Below are 16,876 nucleotides of genomic sequence, written 5' to 3' on the forward strand. Positions count from 1 at the left end.
AGCCGCCTCAGGCGGCGCGGCCCAGCCAGGCCGCCAGACCCCGGGCCGCCGCACGGCCGCTGGCCATGCTGGCCGTCAACAGGTAGCCGCCGGTCGGCGCCTCCCAGTCCAGCATCTCGCCCGCCACGAACACACCGGGCACGGCGTTCAGCATGAGCCCGTCGTTCAGGGCTTCAAAGCGCACGCCGCCTGCCGTCGAGATGGCCTCCGCCACGGGGCGTGGCACGGTCAGCGTCAAGGGCAGCGCCTTCAGCGCCGCGGCCAGCGTGCGGCTGTCCAGCATCTGCTCGCGGGTCAGCAACTCGTGCAGCAGGCCCATCTTCAGCGGGCTCAGCTTCAGGCGGCTCTTGAGGTGCGATGACAGCGAGCGGCTGCCGCGCGGGTGGCTCACCTCGGCCTGCACCCGCTCGGGCGTCAACTGCGGCAGCAGGTCCAGGTGCAGCGTGGCCTGGCCCTCGCGGGCGATCTGCTCGCGCAGTGCGCTGCTGGCGGCGTACACCAGCGAGCCCTCAATGCCCGTGGCGGTGATCACGAACTCCCCCGGTCGGCCGTCAAAGCCTGCGGTGCTCAGCGCCACCGGCTTGACCGGCTGGCCGGCAAATTCCGAGGCGAAGCGTTCGCTCCAGCCCGGTGCCGCCGCGTGCGCAGCGGTGGGGCCGACATCGAAGCCGCAGTTGGCGGGCTGCAGCGGCGCCACGTCCACGCCCCGCGCGGCCAGCCAGGGCGCCCAGGCCCCGTCCGACCCCAGCTGCGGCCATGACGCGCCGCCCAACGCGAGCAGCGTGGCTCGCGGCGTGACGACACGCTCGCCCTCCGGCGTGTCAAAGCGCAGCGCGCCGTCATCGGCCCAGCCGGCCCAGCGGTGGCGCATGGCGAACTTCACGCCTGCGCTGCGCAGCCGGTGCAGCCAGGCCCGCAACAGCGGCGCGGCTTTCAGGTCAGTGGGAAACACGCGGCCGGAGGTGCCCACAAAGGTCTGCACGCCCAGCTCGGCCGCCCAGGTGCGCAGGGCGTCGGCGTCGAACGCGCGCAGCAGCGGCTCGATCTGCGGCGCACGCGCGCCGAAACGGCCGACGAACGGCGCGAACGACTCGGAGTGCGTCAAGTTCAGGCCGCCCTTGCCGGCCAGCAGGAACTTGCGGCCCACGCTGGGCTTGGCATCGAACACAGTGACCGGGTGGCCTGCGGCGGCCAACACCTCCGCAGCCATCAGCCCGGCCGGGCCGCCACCGATGATGGCGATGGCGTCTTGGGAAATCGGGGAACTCATGCCCCGATTGTCCGTGCGGTGCGGAACTCAGCCCTGCAACTTCGCCTTCAACGCCTCGCCGATGTCCGGTCGGGCGGCGTAGGGGTCGGTCGGGTTGCGTTGCAGCAGGGCGTCTTCCATGCGGGTCTGCACGCCGGCCAGGGCCTGGGGGTGGCTGAAGATCCAGAACTTGTGCTGGTCCATGGCGTCGAACACCATGGCCGCCACATCGGCGGCGGTGAGCTTGCCGGAGGCCACGGCCTTGTCGGTCTGGGCTTGGGACACCAGCTGGCTGCGCGTGGGCTTGGCGCCGGCCAGGTCGCTGGGGCGGTTGCGGTGGCTCTGGCTGATGCCGGTGGGCACATAGAACGGGCACAGCACGGCGGCGTGCACCTGGTTCGTGACCAGGCGCAGGTCGTGGTGCAGGGTTTCGGTCAGGGCCACCACGGCCGCCTTGCTGACGTTGTAGACCCCGGACATCGGCGGCACCAGCAGCCCGGCCATGGAGGCGGTGTTGACGATGTGGCCTTCGTAGCTCGGGTCGGCCTTGGCGGCGGCCAGCATCATGGGGGCGAACAGGCGCACGCCGTGCACCACGCCCATCACGTTCACGCCCATCACCCAGTCCCAGTCGGTGGTGGCGTTTTCCCAGATCAGGCCGCCCGAGCCGACGCCGGCGTTGTTGAACACGAAGTGCGGCGCGCCGAAGCGTTGCTGCACGTCGGCCGCCAGGGCCTCCATGGCGTCGGCCTTGGCGACGTCCACGACGCGGTGCAGCACCTCGACGTTGGTGAATTCGGCGGCGGCTTTCTCCAGCGCGTCGGCCTGCACATCCAGCAGCACGAGATTCATGCCGCGCTGGGCGGCGAGGCGGGCGGCCTCCAGGCCGAAGCCGGAGCCAGCGCCGGTGATGACGGCGGTTTTCTTCATGCGTGTGTCTCCTTGGGCAGGCGCATCTCGATGTGCGCGATGCCGTCTTCCATGTAGGTGTCGCCCACCGGCGTGAAGCCGAAGCTGGCGTAGAAGCCCTGCAGGTGCGCTTGCGCGTGCAGGGTGAGGGGGTGGCCGGGCCACAGGCGTTCGCAGGCGGCCAGGGCTTCGGTCATCAGGGCGCGGCCGCTGCCGTTGCCGCGTGCACTGGGTGCCGTGACCACGCGGCCGATCAGGGCGTCAGCGCCCTTCAAGCCGGGAGGAATCAAGCGGGCGTAGGCGCCAAGCGTGCCATCACTCTGGCGACCCAGCAGGTGCCAGGTGTGGCGGTCGAGCCCGTCGATGTCCTGGAAGATGCATTGCTGCTCCACCACGAACACCTCCGAGCGCAGCGCCAGCAGGTCGTACAGGGCCTCGACGCCGAGATCGGCGAAGGGCGTGCACTGCCAGTGCATCAGACCAGCTTCACCAGCTGCTTGCCGAAGTTCTTGCCCTTGAGCAGGCCCATGAAGGCCTCGGGCGCGGCAGCGATGCCGTTGGCCACGGACTCGCGGTACTTCAGCTTGCCGGTGGCGACCAAGGTGCCGAGTTCCTTCAGCGCCTCGGGCCACACTTCCATGTGTTCCGACACGATGAAGCCCTCGACCTTCATGCGGTTCACCAGGATGAGCTGCGGCGCAGCCATCGGGATGGGCTGGCCGTCGTAGCCGGAAATCATGCCGCACATGGCGATGCGGCTGAAGGCGTTGGCACGCAGCAGCACGGCGTCGAGGATGTAGCCGCCGACGTTCTCGAAGTAGCCGTCGATGCCGTTCGGGCACTCGGCCTTCAGGGCGGCCGAGAGCGACTTCACATCGCCGTGCTGCTTGTAGTCGATGCAGGCATCAAAGCCCAGTTCCTCGACGACGTAGCGGCACTTGTCGGCGCCGCCGGCAATGCCCACCGCGCGGGCGCCACGGGCCTTGGCCAGCTGACCCACGGCCGAGCCGACCGCGCCGCTGGCGGCGCTCACCACCACCGTTTCACCGGCCTTGGGGTTGATGATCTTCACGAGGCCGTACCAGGCGGTCACACCGGGCATGCCTACGGCGCCCAGGTAGGCCGACAGGGGGATGTGCGTGGTGTCCACCTTCTGCAGCACGCCGCGCTGGCTGGCGTCGACCGTTTGGTACTCCTGCCAGCCGCCCATGCCGACGACCTTGTCGCCGACCGCGAAATGGCTGTTCTTGGACTCGACGACCTCGCCGACGGTGCCGCCGATCATGACCTCGTCGATGGCTTGCGAGGCCGCGTAGCTCTTGCTGTCGTTCATGCGGCCGCGCATGTACGGGTCCAGGCTCAGGAAGTGGTTGCGCACGCGCACCTGGCCGTCAGCCAGGTCGCTGAGGGCCGTTTCGACGAGGCGGAAGTTGTCGGGCGTGACCTCACCCTTGGGGCGGGAGGCGAGGACGATTTGGCGGTTCGTGGTGCTCATGCGGGTCTCCAGGGCCGGGGGCGTCCCGGCCAGCGGAGGGCATTGAAGCATGGGCCGGCGCACGCGTCGCGTCCCATCGGCGACAGAAAAGCACGGTCGTGCTTTTCCAGTCGCGTGGGTTCAGTCCGCCATGGGCAGCGGGAACTGCGTGCAGCCCAGCTTCTCGGAGATGTCGCGGCTGGCCTTCTGCAGCATCTTCACCACCGCGGGCGCCTTGGCCTCGTCGAAACGGAAGGTGGGGAAGGACACGCTCAGGCCGGCGATGGGCTGGCCGAGGCGGTCGAAGATGGGCACGCCCAGGCAGCGGATGTGGTCGTCGAATTCCTCGCGGTCTTCGCCGAAGCCTTGGGCCTTGACCTGTGCCAGTTCAGCCAGGAACGCGGGGCGTTCGGTGATGGTCTTGTCGCGAAAGCGCTTGAACTCGGCGCCGTCCAGGATGGCGTCGCGGCGCTCGGGGTGCTCCCAGGCCATCAGCACCTTGCCGATGGCGGTGCAGTGCAGCGGCGCACGGCGGCCCACGCGCGAGTACATGCCCAGCATGTGACGCGAGTCCACCTTGTGGATGTAGATGATTTCGCTGTCGATGAGGCTGCCCAGGTGCACGGTTTCGCCGGTGGCGTCGGCCAGCATCTGCATGGGGTGCTTGGCCAGGTCGACGAGGTCGGGCGAGGGCAGGGCCTTGGCGCCGATCTCGAACATGCGCATGGCCAGGCCGTAGCGCTCGCTGTCGGCCTCCTGGCGCACGTAGCCCAGGCTCTTCATGGTCTGCAAGAAGCGGTAGACCGTGGCCTTGGGCATGGCCAGGCGCACCGAGAGGTCGGTGATGCCGATGTCGTTGCGTTCGCCGAGCGCATTGAGGATGGCGAACACCTTGAGTACCGCAGCAACCGACTCCGGCTGCTTGGAGTCGCCAATGTCGTCATCCATCGTTTTGATTCTTTCGGGCGCTTGTTTCAAGAGAGGCGTGAATTCTCGCTCAGCACCGCCTCAGCGCAGTTGCGGGCCGGCGCCTGCACGGATCTGCTGGCTGAGGAGTCCTGGTTGCTGCGGGCGCAGCGCGGCGGCGTCGTAGAAGTCGTCGGGGCGCCAGCCGATGTCTGCTGAGAGCGACTCCGCGGGGTGGGCGGCCTGCCAGGCGCTGAGGATCTCGACCGGGCGACCGTTGAGCTGGCTGTGTTCGTCCAGGAACGCGGTGCCCTTGAGCCGGCGGATGAGCCGGTCTGGCGTGACGCTGGCGGGCAACTCCCAGCGGTTGTGTTCGCTGAACAGGCGCGACTGCATGCCCACGCCCAGCGAGTAGGCGAAGTCGTCGGCCGCGTCGGCGCTGAACAGGTTGGCCACCACGTGCACGCGGCCGAAGCGCACCCGCGGCGTGCGCTCCTTGCAGCCGTGGAAGTGGTTGTGGTGCAGCGTGACGCGCAGCTTTCCGTCGTCGCTGGTCTTGCCGTCGCCGCTGCCGATGAGCATGGTCTTGTCATGCGCCTGGAAGCGGCACCACGACACGGTGACGAGGTCGCTGCCGTTGGTGATGTCCAGCAGCCCGTCGTGGTGCTGCACGCGCTGGCCCAGGCGGATGGGTTCGAGCTTGTCGGGCCGCTGGCCATCGTCGAAATGGCAGTGGTCCACCCACACGCGCTCGGCCCCGCGCAGCGAGACGTTGTCGTACGCCGAGTTCCACTCGCCATGGCCGTTGTCGCGCGGCTGCCATTCGGGGAAGTAGTCGTAGGCGTCCGAGAAGCGCAGGTGGCGAATGACGATGTTGCTCACCCGCTCGAGCATGAAGCCGCCGCGATGGAATCCGGCGCCGGGGGCCACGCCCACCAGGGTGGTGTTGGAGGGCAGCCGCACCTGGGCGACCTCCGCATGCCGCTTGGCGGAGCGCTTGCGGGCGTCTTCCAGCGGACCGGTGGGGTCGTCTCGGCCCCAGGTGGCGGGGTCGTAGGCACGGTCGAACGCGTCGAAGCTGAAGCCCGGCTCCATGAAGGCCTCGATGCCGGCGGGGCAGAGGTCGATGAAGCGGTGCACGCGGATGATCTTGGGCTTGTCGCCCGCGCGCAGTGCCGCGTCCAGCCCGGCGCGGTCGTGCACGTCGAACACATGGGCGGCTGTCGCCCCGGCCCCGCCCGTCGTGGGGCCCACGCTGGCCCAGCCCAACAGCGCTTGCGCCGGGCGGTCCGCCGGAAGGGCCGGCCGTGTGGCGCAGGCACTCAAGGCGGACAGGCCGGCGACGGCGAGGACGTGGCGGCGGTGCAGGCTCATGGGCGGTTGTTGAATTCGTGGAGTCGGTGGGTGGCGGCGTTGAAGGGCCGGCGCGAGGTGCTGGCCTGCCAGGGGCCGATGTGGGCGCCGATCTCGCTGTCGCGCACCACGGCGAGGCCGTTGGGGCTGGTGCCCGCCACCCAGGTGCCAGGCTTGACGCCGGCATCCCAGGCCCGGCCCAGCGCGGTGGCGCCGGGCGCGATGCCGGGTTCCGCGAGGAACCGGCTGTGCGTGACGAGGAAGCCTTGCCCCACCTCCGGCGCGGTGCTGGGCGCCAGCACGATGCCGCCATGGCCAGGCGCGCGGCGGTGGGCACGGGTCAGGAGGGTGCTGTGCTCGATGACCAGCACGGCGTTGCCGAAGATGAAGTCCACGTCGCCCGCGATGAGGCTGTGGCGAATCAGTTGCCGGGCGGGCTGGCCGGGCGCCGCGCGGCGGGCGAAGAGGGTGTCTTGGTGGCCCAGCAGGCGGACGTTCTCCAGCTGGATGCGGTCGCCGGCCAGGGTCAGCGCCACGGCCTGGGCGCCACCGCTTTCACCAGCACCGGCGGGGTAGGCCTGGCCGAGATGGACGGCGTCCATCGCATCGTTGGCAATGGTCAGCGCGATGAGTTGCACGTCGGCGCTTTGCACCAGCACGGTGGTGCTGCCGCCGGTGCCGATGGTGGCTTTGCCCAACTCTGGCACGCAGGGGTGCGCCGGTTCGTGTTCGGCTTTGGGTTGCCCAGCAAAGCGGCCGTCCACCAGCACCACGGCGGCGGCGTCCAGCGGCGAGCCGATGAGGGCCAGTGGCGCCTTGCCCTGGATGCAGACCGGGCCGCGGTACGTGCCCGGTTGGATTTGGATGACCCAGCGCTTGGTATCGCCTGGGGTGGGCGCCGGCACGCGGTCGATTGCGGCCTGAACGGACTCGCCGGGCCTCACCACGAAGTCCGGCGGCGTGGCGCCGAGGTCGGCCAGCGGCGCGGGCGTCCAGTCGCCCAGGTAGGCGGCCAGGGTGTGGGCGGCGGCCTGTTCGGGCGTCAGCTGCGGGCGGGTCTGGGCGGGGCTCACGCTGGCCGCCAGCGTGAGCGCCAGCGCGACGAGCGGCCCGAGTCGAGCCTTCACAAGTCCGCCAGGTAGAGGGCGGGCTCCACGCCGTTCGCGCGCTCCTTGTCGCAGCTGAACAGCACCTGCTTTTCGTCCGGCGTGAAGCTGGGGTGGGGGTGGGTGACCTGGCGGCTGTCCTTGTAGACGTCCCAGCCACTGTCGTGGCGCGCGATCGGGCGTGTGATGCCGGCCTTCAGGTCGAACAGGTGCAGGTAGGGGTCACCCACCAGCATCTCGTTGTCACCGGCGCTGGCCTTGCCGCAGCCGTCGCCCACGATGAGCGTGCCGTCGAAGTTGCTCATCAGGTGCGAGCAGGGCGGCATGGCGGTGAGCAGCTTGTTCTCCAGCGTCACGGGGTCCAGGCTGTAGATCCAGCGCTCGGGGGCGTTGGCGTTGTAGCTCACGTAAATCATGGCGCTGCCGTCGGGCACCCAGAACTCGTGCGTGCAGCTTTCGCCGTCGGTGTGTTCCTTGCCGCAGCGGCGGTTCGTGCCGTCTTCGTTGATGAACCACATGCGGGCATCGATGAGGTCGTGCGGGCCTTCGTGGCAGTAGGCCACGGTGTGGTCGTCGAACGGGCGGTACTGCGGGTGGCCCAGCCAGCCGCGCTGCTCCAGGATGACGCTGCGTTGGCCAGTTTGCAGGTCCACGCTGAACAGCCGGCACAGCGGCTTCTTGTGGAACATGTCGTTGAACTTCTGCCAGGTGTTCAGCGGGAACCAGTCGGCCGCGGCGATCTCGATGCCGACCATCTTGGTGCAGGCGCTGTTGCTCACCCAGGTGCCGTAGCCCACCCAGCCGTCGGGCACGACGTAGGCGACCTCTTCCTTCAGCGTGGCGAGCTCCAGGCGGATGAGGTGGCGGTCACCGCGCACGAAGTAGACGAAGCGGTCGTCCGGGCTCATGAAGGCGCCGAAGGTGTTCTCACGGGCGCCATCGGTCAGCTGAAGGGCCGTCTGCGAGGGCAGGTCCAGCAGATGCAGGTTCCAGTTCGGGCTGGGCTGGGGGCCGAACTCGCCGCCGAACATCAACTTCGTGCCGTCATTGGTGAAGCACTTTTGATAGAAGTAGTTGCGGTGGCAGGTGACGTCGGGCGGCGTCAGGCGGGTGACGCGGGCGCCGGTGTCGGGGTCCTCGTGCGAGACGAAGTTGAATTTGCGCTCGGTGGCTTTCATCACTGGATCCTCTGCAACAGGGCGTTGCCTTCTTCGACGAGGCGGCGGGCAGCCTCGCCGTCGGTGGTCTTGTTGTAGGCGACGGTCTCGAAGACCTCGCGCATGAATTTCTGGAAGCGCGCGTGCTCGAACAGCGGCGCGGGGCGGATGAGGCGGCCGGCGTCGCGCTGGGCCTGGATCTGGTCGTGCGCGGCCAGTTCCAGCGGGGGCAGGCCGCCGGCTTGTTGCAGCACGGCCAGCGCGCTCTTGGCGCTGGGCAGGCCGCGCGTGCGGCCCAAGATGCGCGCGGCCTCGGGGTCGGTCAGCAGGAAGTTCATCAGCCGGGCGGCCAGCTCGGGTTGGGTGCTGTTGCGGCCGACCGTGTACATGACCGTGGGGCGGCCGAAGAGACCGCTCTCGCGGCTGCCGTCCAGCGTGGGGAAGGCGCCCAGGGTGAGCCTCTCGCCCGGCGCCAGCGTGGAGCTGCGCAGGCCGATGGTGGAGTCCCAGGTGTAGTTGCCGGCCCAGCGGCCTGCCACCCAGTCGGGTTGCTGCTCGGTGGGCTTCTCGGCGCCACCCAAGGACGCGCGCAGCGGCAGCGGCGTGGCCACGTGCGAGTCCACCAGGCGCTTGTAGGTTTTCACCCAGTCCAGCGCGGCGGCGGGGCTCATGGCCACGCGGGCCTGGGTGGGGTCGACAAAGGGCGTGCCGTGCTTTTGCTGCACGTAGCTCTGCGACAGCAGGATCATGTCGTAGAGCTCACCGTCCAGCGGGTAGGCGCTGTCTCCCAGCTTGGCGCGGAAGGCGGGGCCGGTGGCGAAGAGTTCGTCCCAGGTTTCAGGCAGCTTCACGCCGGCGCGCGCGAAGGCGGTCTGGTTCCACAGAAACACCCGGGCGCTGAAAGACGAGGGCAGCGCGTTGAGCTTGCCCTGCACGCGGCCGTAGGCGAGGTCGTCGTCGGTGAATTGGTCCAGCGCCAGTTCTTTGCTGAGCGTGTTCAGGTCGGTGAAGCCGTTGCCGCGCTTGCTGAACATGGCCATCCACGCCCAGTTGATCTGCATGAGGTCGGGCTCGGAGCGACCGGCGATCTGGGTGGTGAGCCGCTCCAGATAGCCCGAGAAGCCCATGTACTCGGCCTTGACCTTCACGCCATGGCGCTGCTCGAACACCTTGAGCGCCGCCAGCGTGGCCTGGTGGCGGCCTGCGCCGCCCCACCACGCGAAGCGCAGCGGTTTGGAGTTGGCATGGACCCAGGGCGCGGCCAGGGCGGCGCCGCTGACGAGGAGGCTGCGGCGGTTCAAGGTCATTTCAGCAAGCTCGCGCCGTGGTCGTCCGCCACGAAGAGGTGGGCGTGTGCCATGTGGAAGTGCAGCGTCACGGCCGAGCCGCGCGGCAGGGGGGTGAGGGCGGCGCCGTCCTCGGCGGGCACACGGGCGCTGAGGGCCACGCCGCCGACATCGACATAGGTGAAGACCTCGGCACCCATGTGCTCACAGAACTTCAGCGTGGCCTGCACCGGCACGCTGCCAGGCTTGGCGATGAGGCCGATGTGCTCGGGGCGCAGGCCGAACTGCACCGGGCCTTCGGCGTGGGGCTGGAATCGGCCCGCCGGCAGGGCCAGGCGCACGCCGCCCAGCTCCACCGCGCCGTCGCGCAGCTGGGCCGGCACGATGTTCATCTCGGGCGATCCGATGAAGCTGGCCACGAAGGCATTGGCCGGGCGGTCGTACAGCGCGGTGGGCGTGTCCACCTGCTGGATCACGCCGGCCTTGAGCACGCAGATGCGCTCGCCCATCGTCATGGCTTCGGTCTGGTCGTGCGTGACGTAAATGGTGGTGGCCGGCTGGCCGGCATCGCGCAGCGAGCGGTGCAGCTCGGTCAGGCGCACCCGCATCGCGGCGCGCAGCTTGGCGTCGAGGTTGGACAGCGGCTCGTCGAACAGGAAGACCTCGGGCTTCTTGACGATGGCGCGGCCCACCGCCACGCGCTGGGCCTGGCCACCCGAGAGCTGCTTGGGGTAGCGCTCCAGCAGGTGTTCCATCTCCAGCAGCTGCGCGGCGTGTCGCACGCGCTGGTCCAGCTCGGCCTTGCCCGTCTTGGCCAGCTTCAGGCCGAAGGCGAGGTTGTCGTAGACCGTCATGTGCGGGTAGAGCGCGTAGTTCTGGAACACCATCGCGATGCCGCGGCCCTTGGGCGCGATGTCGTTGACCACGCGGCCGCCGATGTGCAGCTCGCCGCCGGTGATGGACTCCAGCCCGGCCACCATGCGCAGCAGCGTCGACTTGGCGCAGCCCGACGGGCCGACGAACACCATGAACTCGCCGTCCCGCACGTCGAGGTCGACGCCGTGCACGGCCTTGAAACCATTCGGGTAGGTCTTCTCGACCTTGCGCAAGCTCACTGCGGCCATGGGGTCAGCCCTTCACGCCACTGCTGGTGGCGCCTTCGATGAAATGCTTTTGGGCGGCGAAGAACACCGCGACGGACGGGATCAGGGCGACGACGGAGATCGCGATCACATTGGCCCACTCGACCTCCTCGGTCGCGCCGATGCTCATCTTCAGCGCCAGGCTCACGGGGTACTTCTCGACCGAGGCCAGGTAGATGAGCGGGCCCATGAAGTCGTTCATCGTCCAGATGAACTGGAAGACGATGACGCTGATGATGGCCGGCTTGAGCAGCGGCACGATGATGTGCCAGAGCAGCTGCAGCGCGTTGCAGCCGTCGATCAGCGCGGCCTCCTCCATGTCGCGCGGGATGCCGCGCAGGAACTGCACGAGCATGAACACAAAGAAGGTGTCGGTCGCGAACGCCGAGGGCACGATCAGCGGCAGGTAGCTGTCCAGCCAGCCCAGCTCGCGGAACACCAGGTACTGCGGCAGGCGCAGCACGATGAGCGGCAACATCATCGTGCCGACCATGATGCTGAACAGCATCTTCTTGCCCCAGAACTCGAAGCGCGCGAAGGCGTAGGCCACCAGCACGCAGGAGATCACCGTGACGATGATGCGCGGGATGGTGATGAGGAAGCTGTTCAGGAAGTAGGTCGCGAACGTGTACTCGGTGCTGGTCTTCCAGCCCTTGGCGTAGGCGTCCAGCGAGAACTTGCTGGGCCAGAAGCCGGCCGACGTGAAGATCTCGCTGTTGCTCTTGAAGGACGCGCCCACCAGCCACAGCAACGGGTAGAGCATGACGATGGCGGTGGCCGCCAGCAGCAGATAGCGCAGCCAGGGCGTCTTGCCGTCGTCGCCCACGGCGCGTTCGTTCAGTTCAGCGGCGGCGCTCATTTCTTGTCCTTTTCGCCCGCATAGAACACCCAGAACTTGCTGCTCCAGAACGACATCGCGGCCAGCCCGGCGACGAGGGCGAACAGCACCCAGCTCAGCGCTGCGCCGTAGCCGAGGTTGAAGAAGCGGAAGCTCTGGTCGTAGATGTACAGCGCCAGCACGTAGGTGGAATGCAGCGGGCCGCCCTCGGTGATGAGGTAGGGGCCGTTGAACTCCTGGAAGGCATGCACCATCTGCATGATCAGGTTGAAGAAGATGACCGGCGTGATCAGCGGCACGGTGATCTTCCAGAACTGCTGGTTGACGCTGGCGCCATCGATCTCGGCGGCTTCGTAGAGCGACTTCGGCACGTTCTGCAGCGCGGCCAGGAAGATCACGCAGGCCGAGCCGAACTGCCAGGTGAAGAGCAGCACGATGGTCCACATCGAGTAATGCTCGTCAGCCAACCACGGGATGGGCTCGAAGCCCAGCTGGCCCAGGAGGATGTTGACGAGCCCGTGCTTGGCGAACACGAAGCGCCACAGCACCGCCACGGCGATCGACCCACCGAGGATGGACGGGATGTAGAACGCCGCCCGGAAGGCATTGATGCCCTTGAGCCGGAAGTTCAGCACCTGCGCCACCACCAGCGCAAAGCCCACGCGCAGCGGCACGGCCAGCAGCGCAAAGGTGAGGGTGACGCCCAGCGATTTGCGGAACAGCGGGTCGCCGGTCAGCATCTCTTCGTAGTTGCGCAGGCCCACCCACTCCGGTGGGTCGATCAGGTCGTACTGCGTGAAGCTGAGGGCAAAGCTCATCACGAAGGGGAAGAGCTTGAACAGCAGCACGCCCAGCACGAAGGGCAGCACGAACAGGAAGCCTAATCTCTTGTTTTCGTACATCTCACCGTGTCTCCGTCGGTGATTCTCAGAGCCCCGCCGCGTCAGCGAGGCGGGCCATCCAGCGAAGCCGCGGAACCGGCTCCGCCGGGTCGCTGGCTTGCCCCCTCGAGGGGGCGCGCGTCAGCGCGTAGGGGGTGGGCCGAATCACCGAGCCAACCAGCCGCCGTCAACGGCGAGGGTGTAGCCGTTGACGTAGTCCGACGCGGTGGACGCCAGGAACACGACCGGGCCGGCCAGGTCCTCGGGCTTGCCCCAGCGGCCGGCCGGAATGCGCTCCAGGATGGCGGCGTTGCGGTTTTCGTCGGCCCGCAGCTGTGCGGTGTTGTTGGTGGCCATGTAGCCCGGGGCGATGGCGTTCACGTTGATGCCGTGCGAGGCCCACTCGTTGGCCATCAGCCGGGTGATGCCCATCACGCCACTCTTGCTGGCGGTGTACGACGGCACGCGGATGCCGCCCTGGAAGCTCAGCATCGACGCGATGTTGATGATCTTGCCGCCGCTGCCCTGCGCCATGAAGACCTTGGCCACCGCTTGCGACAGGAAGAACACCGACTTCAGGTTCAGGTCCATCACGTCGTCCCAGTCGGCTTCCGAGAACTTGATGGCGTCTTCGCGGCGAATGATGCCGGCGTTGTTCACGAGGATGTGCACGGCGCCGTTCAACCCCTTGGCGCGGGCCACCAGGTCCGGAATGCAGGCCGTGTCACCCAGGTTGGCGCGCAGGTCCAGAAACTGGCGACCCAGGGCGAGCACGCCGGCTTGTGTCTCGGTGGGCTCGGACACGTTCACGCCCACCACGTCAGCCCCGGCCTGCGCCAGCGCCAGCGCCATGCCCTGGCCCAAACCGGTGTTGCAGCCGGTGACGATGGCGGTTTTGCCGGCAAGTTGGAAGGAAGGAAGCACCATGGCGTTGTCCTGAAGTGGAGGCCGAGCGGCGGGCCTCGTCGTGGAGAGGGGTGAAATTGAAACGCGGTTCCAATTCCTGTTTGGCGCGACTTTAGGCGTCACGATCAGGCTGCGGAATCATGGTTTCTAATTAGTGAACCGCTGTTCCGAAAAATGAATTGCGGTTCTATCATGCACCGCAATCCAGCCGCTCCAAGCCGCCATGAGCCACTATTTCCGCCACCAAGACACCCCCTGGACCGAACTCGGCGACGGCATCCGCCGCAAGATCGTGGGGCACACCCCCGAGCTGATGTCGGTGCTTGTGCAGTTCGACCGGGGTGCGGTCGGCACGGTGCATGCGCACGACGCGCATGACCAGATCGCCTACGTCGTGTCGGGCCGGTTCGAGTGCCAGGTGGGCGGCGAAACCTGCGTGCTGCACCCGGGTGACGCCTTCATCGCCCCGCGGCTGACCTCGCACGGCGTGGTGGCACTGGACGACGGCGCCACCTTGCTGGACCAGTTTTCCCCCCGGCGCGACGACTACCTGTAGCCGAGCCGGCGCGGTGGGTGCTCGCACTGCAGCGACGCCCGCTTCACGATCGACGGGTGCCCTGCGTGCGCCCCTGGGCCTTGAGCCCCCCGCACCCTTTGAGAGCTGCCAGCGCCCGCGTGCGCCCAGGCGGCCAGCACCAGGAGACAACCCATGCCCACGTTCCGTTCCGCCCCCCGTCCCGTCCTGCAGCCCGTGGCGCTTGCCGCCGCGCTGACGGCCTTGGCCGCCACGCCCGCCTGGAGTCAGGACGCCGCCGCGCCCACCAACCAGTTGGGGGCCGTCGTCGTCACCGGCATCCGCGCGTCGCTGGAAAGCGCGCTCAACGCCAAGCGGCAGGACAAGGGCATCGTCGACGTCATCAAGGCCGAGGACATGGGCAAGTTCCCGGACACCAACCTGGCCGAGTCGCTGCAGCGCGTGCCGGGCGTGGTGATCGACCGCGACGCGGGCGAGGGCCGCAACATCACGGTGCGCGGCCTGGGCGGTGACTTCACCCGCACCCGCATCAACGGCATCGAAGCGCTGGCCACCACCGGCGGCACCGACAGCTCCGGCGGCGCCAACCGCACCCGCGCGTTTGACTTCAACGTCTTCGCCGCCGACCTGTTCAACGCGCTCACGGTGCGCAAGAGCAGCTCGGCCGATGTGGACGAAGGCTCGCTCGGCGCCACGGTGGACCTGCAAACCGCGCGACCGTTCGACCTCAAGACCTTCGTGGCCGCGGTGTCGGTCAAGGGCACCTACAACGACATCCGCGGCAAGGCCACGCCCAAGGCCTCCTTCCTCGTGTCCAACACGCTGGCTGACAAGAAGATCGGCGTGCTGCTGTCGGGCGCCTACTCCAAGCGCGAGGTGTACGAGGAAGGCTTCAGCACCGTGCGTTGGGACAACGGCCCCTCCAGCGGCAACAGCTTCAGCGGCTGGTGCCCGCCGCAGGGCGTGACCACCAACCTGCCCACCGGCTCCACGGCCACCACCTGCGGCCCGGCCGCGCAAGGTGTGGCCCGCCTGCCCAACACGCCCGAGAACCTGGCCGCCTACACCGAGGCCAGCAAGGCCACCAACTTCCACCCCCGCCTGCCGCGCTACGGCCGCCTCACGCACGACCAGGAGCGCCTGGGCCTGACCAGCTCCATCCAGGTGCGCCCGGCCGACAGCTTGTTGATCACGTTCGACATGCTGTACTCCAAGCTCGACGCGACCCGGCAGGAAGACTTCCTGGAAGCGATTTCCTTCAGCCGCGCGCTGTCGGCCGGTGGCAAGCAGCAGACCAGCGTGCTGGAAGCCCAGTACAACGCGGCCGGCCAGATGGTGTACGGCAAGTTCAACGGCGTGGACGTTCGCTCCGAGTCGCGCTTTGACAAGCTCAGCACCGAGTTCACGCAGCCCACGCTGACCGTGGAGCAGGACCTGAGCGACACGCTCAAGCTCACGGTGCGCGGCGGCCGCGCCAAGTCGCGCTTCAACAACCCCATCCAGACCACCACCACGCTGGACGCCCCCAACGTCAACGGCTACGTGTTCGACGCCCGAGCCAACGACCGCGCACCGCTCATCAGCTACGGCAACCTCAACACCAGCGACGCCAGCGGGCTGAAGATCTACGGCGTGCCGGTGGGCGCCACCAGCATTGCCAACTTCACGCCCAGCGAGGTGCGCATCCGCCCCAACGGCGTGACCAACCGGCAAGACGTGGCCACGGCCGACCTGGCCTGGGAAGCGATTCCCGACTTCCTGACGGTCAAGGGCGGCGTCAGCTACAAGCAGTTCAAGTTCACCAGCTACGACTACCGCCGCACGGTGGAGACCATGAACACCCTGCCGGCCGGTGTGGATGCCAGCAGCCTGGTCACCACGCTGTCGGGCTTCGGCAAGGGGCAAAGCCTGCCGGCGGGCTCGGTCACGTCCTGGGTCATTCCCAACCTGGACGCCATCGCCAAGGCCTACGACATCTACTGCAACTGCCTGAAGACCGGCCCGGCCGGCGGCCCGGGCGACTACACGCTCACCTCCATCACCAACGGCAACGCCCGCGGTGGCAACCGCGCCATCACCGAGACCGACACCGGCAGCTGGCTGATGGCCGAGTTCGAGAGCCGCCTGGGCACCATGCCGCTGCGCGGCAACCTGGGCACGCGCTATGTGAAGACGGCCATCAGCGCCAGCGGCTACCTGGCCACCGGCGGCGGCAGCGCCGTGACGGCCGAGCGCGTCTACAAAGACTGGCTGCCCTCGGGCAACGTCTCGCTGGGCCTCACCAAAGACCTGATCCTGCGCGCCGCAGCGGCCAAGGTCATGTCGCGCCCGCCGCTGCAGAGCCTGAACCCCGGCGGCACGCTCTCCACCACCGGCACGCTCAGCTACACCGGCGGCAACCCGGCGCTGGACCCGTTCCGCGCCACCACCTACGACCTCAGCGCCGAGTGGTACCACGCCAAGAACGCGTTCATCGGCCTGGGGCTGTTCGAGAAGAAGATCGGCAGCTTCGTGCTGACGCAGGGCCGCAACGTGCCCTACAACCAGACCGGCCTGCCCATGGCGCTGTTGCCCAGCAACTTCACGGGCGAGGAAATCTTCACCGTCAGCGCGCCCATCAACACGCAGGGCGGCAAGCTCAGCGGGTTCGAGATCAACGTGCAGCAGCCCTTCACCTTCCTGCCCGGCTGGGGCAAGAACTTCGGCGTGCTGGCCAACTACACGCAGGTCAAGAGCAAGATGGACTACGTGCTGTCCGCCGCCATCGGCGCCGGCACGGTGCGTGAGGACTTGGTGAACCTGTCGCCCCGCTCGTGGAACCTCTCGTTCTATTACGACGACGGCACGCTCAGCGGTCGCATCTCCAGCTCGGCGCGCGCGGCCTTCCTCACCACCATCCCGGCGGGCAACAACCAGGACGTGGCGGGCAAGAACAAGACCTTCAACGTGGACCTGTCGGTGGGCTACAAGTTCAGCCCCCAGCTGGAGCTGACCTTCGAGGCCACCAACCTCACCAACCAGCCCAACGACCAGTTCATCTCCCGCGCCATGAACAACGTGGTGGTGAACAACTACACCGGCCGCGAGTTCATCGTGGGTGGTCGCTACAAGTTCTGACCGAGGCCGCGCGTGTG

At 68.1% G+C, this 16,876-nt stretch carries 15 protein-coding genes; 2 read left to right on the top strand and 13 right to left on the bottom strand.

From position 1 onward, the window contains the following. Window positions 1–7: 7 nt before the first annotated feature. From ACG01O_RS19925 to kduD, 13 genes are all read right to left on the bottom strand, one after another. Window positions 8–1,270, bottom strand: coding sequence for a TIGR03862 family flavoprotein (locus ACG01O_RS19925; protein ID WP_394387157.1), 1,263 nt, complete (start codon window positions 1,268–1,270; stop codon window positions 8–10). A gap of 27 nt (window positions 1,271–1,297) precedes the next feature. Next, window positions 1,298–2,179 carry an SDR family oxidoreductase gene (locus ACG01O_RS19930; RefSeq protein ID WP_394387158.1) on the bottom strand — a complete coding sequence of 294 codons (882 nt, stop codon included), beginning with the start codon at window positions 2,177–2,179 and terminating at the stop codon, window positions 1,298–1,300. Then, complete coding sequence (locus tag ACG01O_RS19935; protein WP_394387159.1) at window positions 2,176–2,634, bottom strand: GNAT family N-acetyltransferase; 459 nt, start codon at window positions 2,632–2,634, stop codon at window positions 2,176–2,178. The genes ACG01O_RS19930 and ACG01O_RS19935 overlap by 4 nt, the downstream gene beginning before the upstream one ends. Continuing rightward, window positions 2,634–3,653 carry an NADP-dependent oxidoreductase gene (locus tag ACG01O_RS19940; RefSeq protein ID WP_394387160.1) on the bottom strand — a complete coding sequence of 340 codons (1,020 nt, stop codon included), beginning with the start codon at window positions 3,651–3,653 and terminating at the stop codon, window positions 2,634–2,636. The genes ACG01O_RS19935 and ACG01O_RS19940 overlap by 1 nt, the downstream gene beginning before the upstream one ends. Window positions 3,654–3,773: 120 nt before the next feature. Continuing rightward, window positions 3,774–4,580, bottom strand: coding sequence for a DNA-binding transcriptional regulator KdgR (kdgR, locus tag ACG01O_RS19945; RefSeq protein WP_394387161.1), 807 nt, complete (start codon window positions 4,578–4,580; stop codon window positions 3,774–3,776). A 60-nt stretch (window positions 4,581–4,640) separates the two neighbouring features. Then, window positions 4,641–5,912, bottom strand: a complete 1,272-nt coding sequence (locus tag ACG01O_RS19950) for a pectate lyase family protein (protein WP_394387162.1) — start codon at window positions 5,910–5,912, stop codon at window positions 4,641–4,643. Beyond that, window positions 5,909–7,018 carry a pectinesterase family protein gene (locus ACG01O_RS19955; protein WP_394387163.1) on the bottom strand — a complete coding sequence of 370 codons (1,110 nt, stop codon included), beginning with the start codon at window positions 7,016–7,018 and terminating at the stop codon, window positions 5,909–5,911. The genes ACG01O_RS19950 and ACG01O_RS19955 overlap by 4 nt, the downstream gene beginning before the upstream one ends. Beyond that, window positions 7,015–8,175: an oligogalacturonate lyase family protein gene (locus ACG01O_RS19960; RefSeq protein ID WP_394387164.1), complete on the bottom strand. Its 1,161-nt coding sequence runs from the start codon at window positions 8,173–8,175 to the stop codon at window positions 7,015–7,017. Before ACG01O_RS19960 ends, ACG01O_RS19955 begins: the two co-directional genes overlap by 4 nt. After that, window positions 8,175–9,461 carry an ABC transporter substrate-binding protein gene (locus ACG01O_RS19965; protein ID WP_394387165.1) on the bottom strand — a complete coding sequence of 429 codons (1,287 nt, stop codon included), beginning with the start codon at window positions 9,459–9,461 and terminating at the stop codon, window positions 8,175–8,177. Before ACG01O_RS19965 ends, ACG01O_RS19960 begins: the two co-directional genes overlap by 1 nt. Continuing rightward, window positions 9,458–10,564, bottom strand: a complete 1,107-nt coding sequence (locus tag ACG01O_RS19970; RefSeq protein WP_394387166.1) for an ABC transporter ATP-binding protein — start codon at window positions 10,562–10,564, stop codon at window positions 9,458–9,460. Before ACG01O_RS19970 ends, ACG01O_RS19965 begins: the two co-directional genes overlap by 4 nt. A 4-nt stretch (window positions 10,565–10,568) precedes the next feature. Beyond that, window positions 10,569–11,441 carry a carbohydrate ABC transporter permease gene (locus ACG01O_RS19975; RefSeq protein ID WP_394387167.1) on the bottom strand — a complete coding sequence of 291 codons (873 nt, stop codon included), beginning with the start codon at window positions 11,439–11,441 and terminating at the stop codon, window positions 10,569–10,571. After that, a complete protein-coding gene (locus tag ACG01O_RS19980; protein ID WP_394387168.1) occupies window positions 11,438–12,322 on the bottom strand; it encodes a carbohydrate ABC transporter permease in 885 nt (294 codons plus the stop codon). The genes ACG01O_RS19975 and ACG01O_RS19980 overlap by 4 nt, the downstream gene beginning before the upstream one ends. Before the next feature lie 144 nt (window positions 12,323–12,466). Beyond that, window positions 12,467–13,228 (bottom strand): 2-dehydro-3-deoxy-D-gluconate 5-dehydrogenase KduD, encoded by a 762-nt coding sequence (gene kduD, locus ACG01O_RS19985; RefSeq protein ID WP_394387169.1) that lies wholly within the window; start codon window positions 13,226–13,228, stop codon window positions 12,467–12,469. A gap of 202 nt (window positions 13,229–13,430) precedes the next feature. On the opposite strand from kduD, the gene ACG01O_RS19990 reads away from it, so the two are divergent. Then, complete coding sequence (locus ACG01O_RS19990; protein ID WP_394387170.1) at window positions 13,431–13,763, top strand: cupin domain-containing protein; 333 nt, start codon at window positions 13,431–13,433, stop codon at window positions 13,761–13,763. 153 nt (window positions 13,764–13,916) lie between these two features. Further along, the gene (locus ACG01O_RS19995; RefSeq protein ID WP_394387171.1) at window positions 13,917–16,859 is read left to right on the top strand and encodes a TonB-dependent receptor; all 2,943 of its coding nucleotides are present in this window, start codon (window positions 13,917–13,919) and stop codon (window positions 16,857–16,859) included. The last annotated feature ends 17 nt before the right edge of the window (window positions 16,860–16,876 follow it).

Source organism: Pelomonas baiyunensis, from assembly GCF_043555935.1.
Taxonomy (GTDB): Bacteria; Pseudomonadota; Gammaproteobacteria; order Burkholderiales; family Burkholderiaceae_C; genus Pelomonas; species Pelomonas baiyunensis.

Excerpts from the sequence above, each read along its gene's own strand:
- kdgR (WP_394387161.1), bottom strand. The coding sequence starts at position 4,580 with ATGGATGACGACATTGGCGACTCCAAGCAGCCGGAGTCGGTTGCTGCG.
- ACG01O_RS19950 (WP_394387162.1), bottom strand. The coding sequence starts at position 5,912 with ATGAGCCTGCACCGCCGCCACGTCCTCGCCGTCGCCGGCCTGTCCGCC.
- ACG01O_RS19935 (WP_394387159.1), bottom strand. The coding sequence starts at position 2,634 with ATGCACTGGCAGTGCACGCCCTTCGCCGATCTCGGCGTCGAGGCCCTG.
- ACG01O_RS19980 (WP_394387168.1), bottom strand. The coding sequence starts at position 12,322 with ATGTACGAAAACAAGAGATTAGGCTTCCTGTTCGTGCTGCCCTTCGTG.
- ACG01O_RS19940 (WP_394387160.1), bottom strand. The coding sequence starts at position 3,653 with ATGAGCACCACGAACCGCCAAATCGTCCTCGCCTCCCGCCCCAAGGGT.
- ACG01O_RS19925 (WP_394387157.1), bottom strand. The coding sequence starts at position 1,270 with ATGAGTTCCCCGATTTCCCAAGACGCCATCGCCATCATCGGTGGCGGC.
- ACG01O_RS19960 (WP_394387164.1), bottom strand. The coding sequence starts at position 8,175 with ATGAAAGCCACCGAGCGCAAATTCAACTTCGTCTCGCACGAGGACCCC.
- ACG01O_RS19970 (WP_394387166.1), bottom strand. The coding sequence starts at position 10,564 with ATGGCCGCAGTGAGCTTGCGCAAGGTCGAGAAGACCTACCCGAATGGT.
- kduD (WP_394387169.1), bottom strand. The coding sequence starts at position 13,228 with ATGGTGCTTCCTTCCTTCCAACTTGCCGGCAAAACCGCCATCGTCACC.
- ACG01O_RS19975 (WP_394387167.1), bottom strand. The coding sequence starts at position 11,441 with ATGAGCGCCGCCGCTGAACTGAACGAACGCGCCGTGGGCGACGACGGC.
- ACG01O_RS19990 (WP_394387170.1), top strand. The coding sequence starts at position 13,431 with ATGAGCCACTATTTCCGCCACCAAGACACCCCCTGGACCGAACTCGGC.
- ACG01O_RS19965 (WP_394387165.1), bottom strand. The coding sequence starts at position 9,461 with ATGACCTTGAACCGCCGCAGCCTCCTCGTCAGCGGCGCCGCCCTGGCC.
- ACG01O_RS19930 (WP_394387158.1), bottom strand. The coding sequence starts at position 2,179 with ATGAAGAAAACCGCCGTCATCACCGGCGCTGGCTCCGGCTTCGGCCTG.
- ACG01O_RS19995 (WP_394387171.1), top strand. The coding sequence starts at position 13,917 with ATGCCCACGTTCCGTTCCGCCCCCCGTCCCGTCCTGCAGCCCGTGGCG.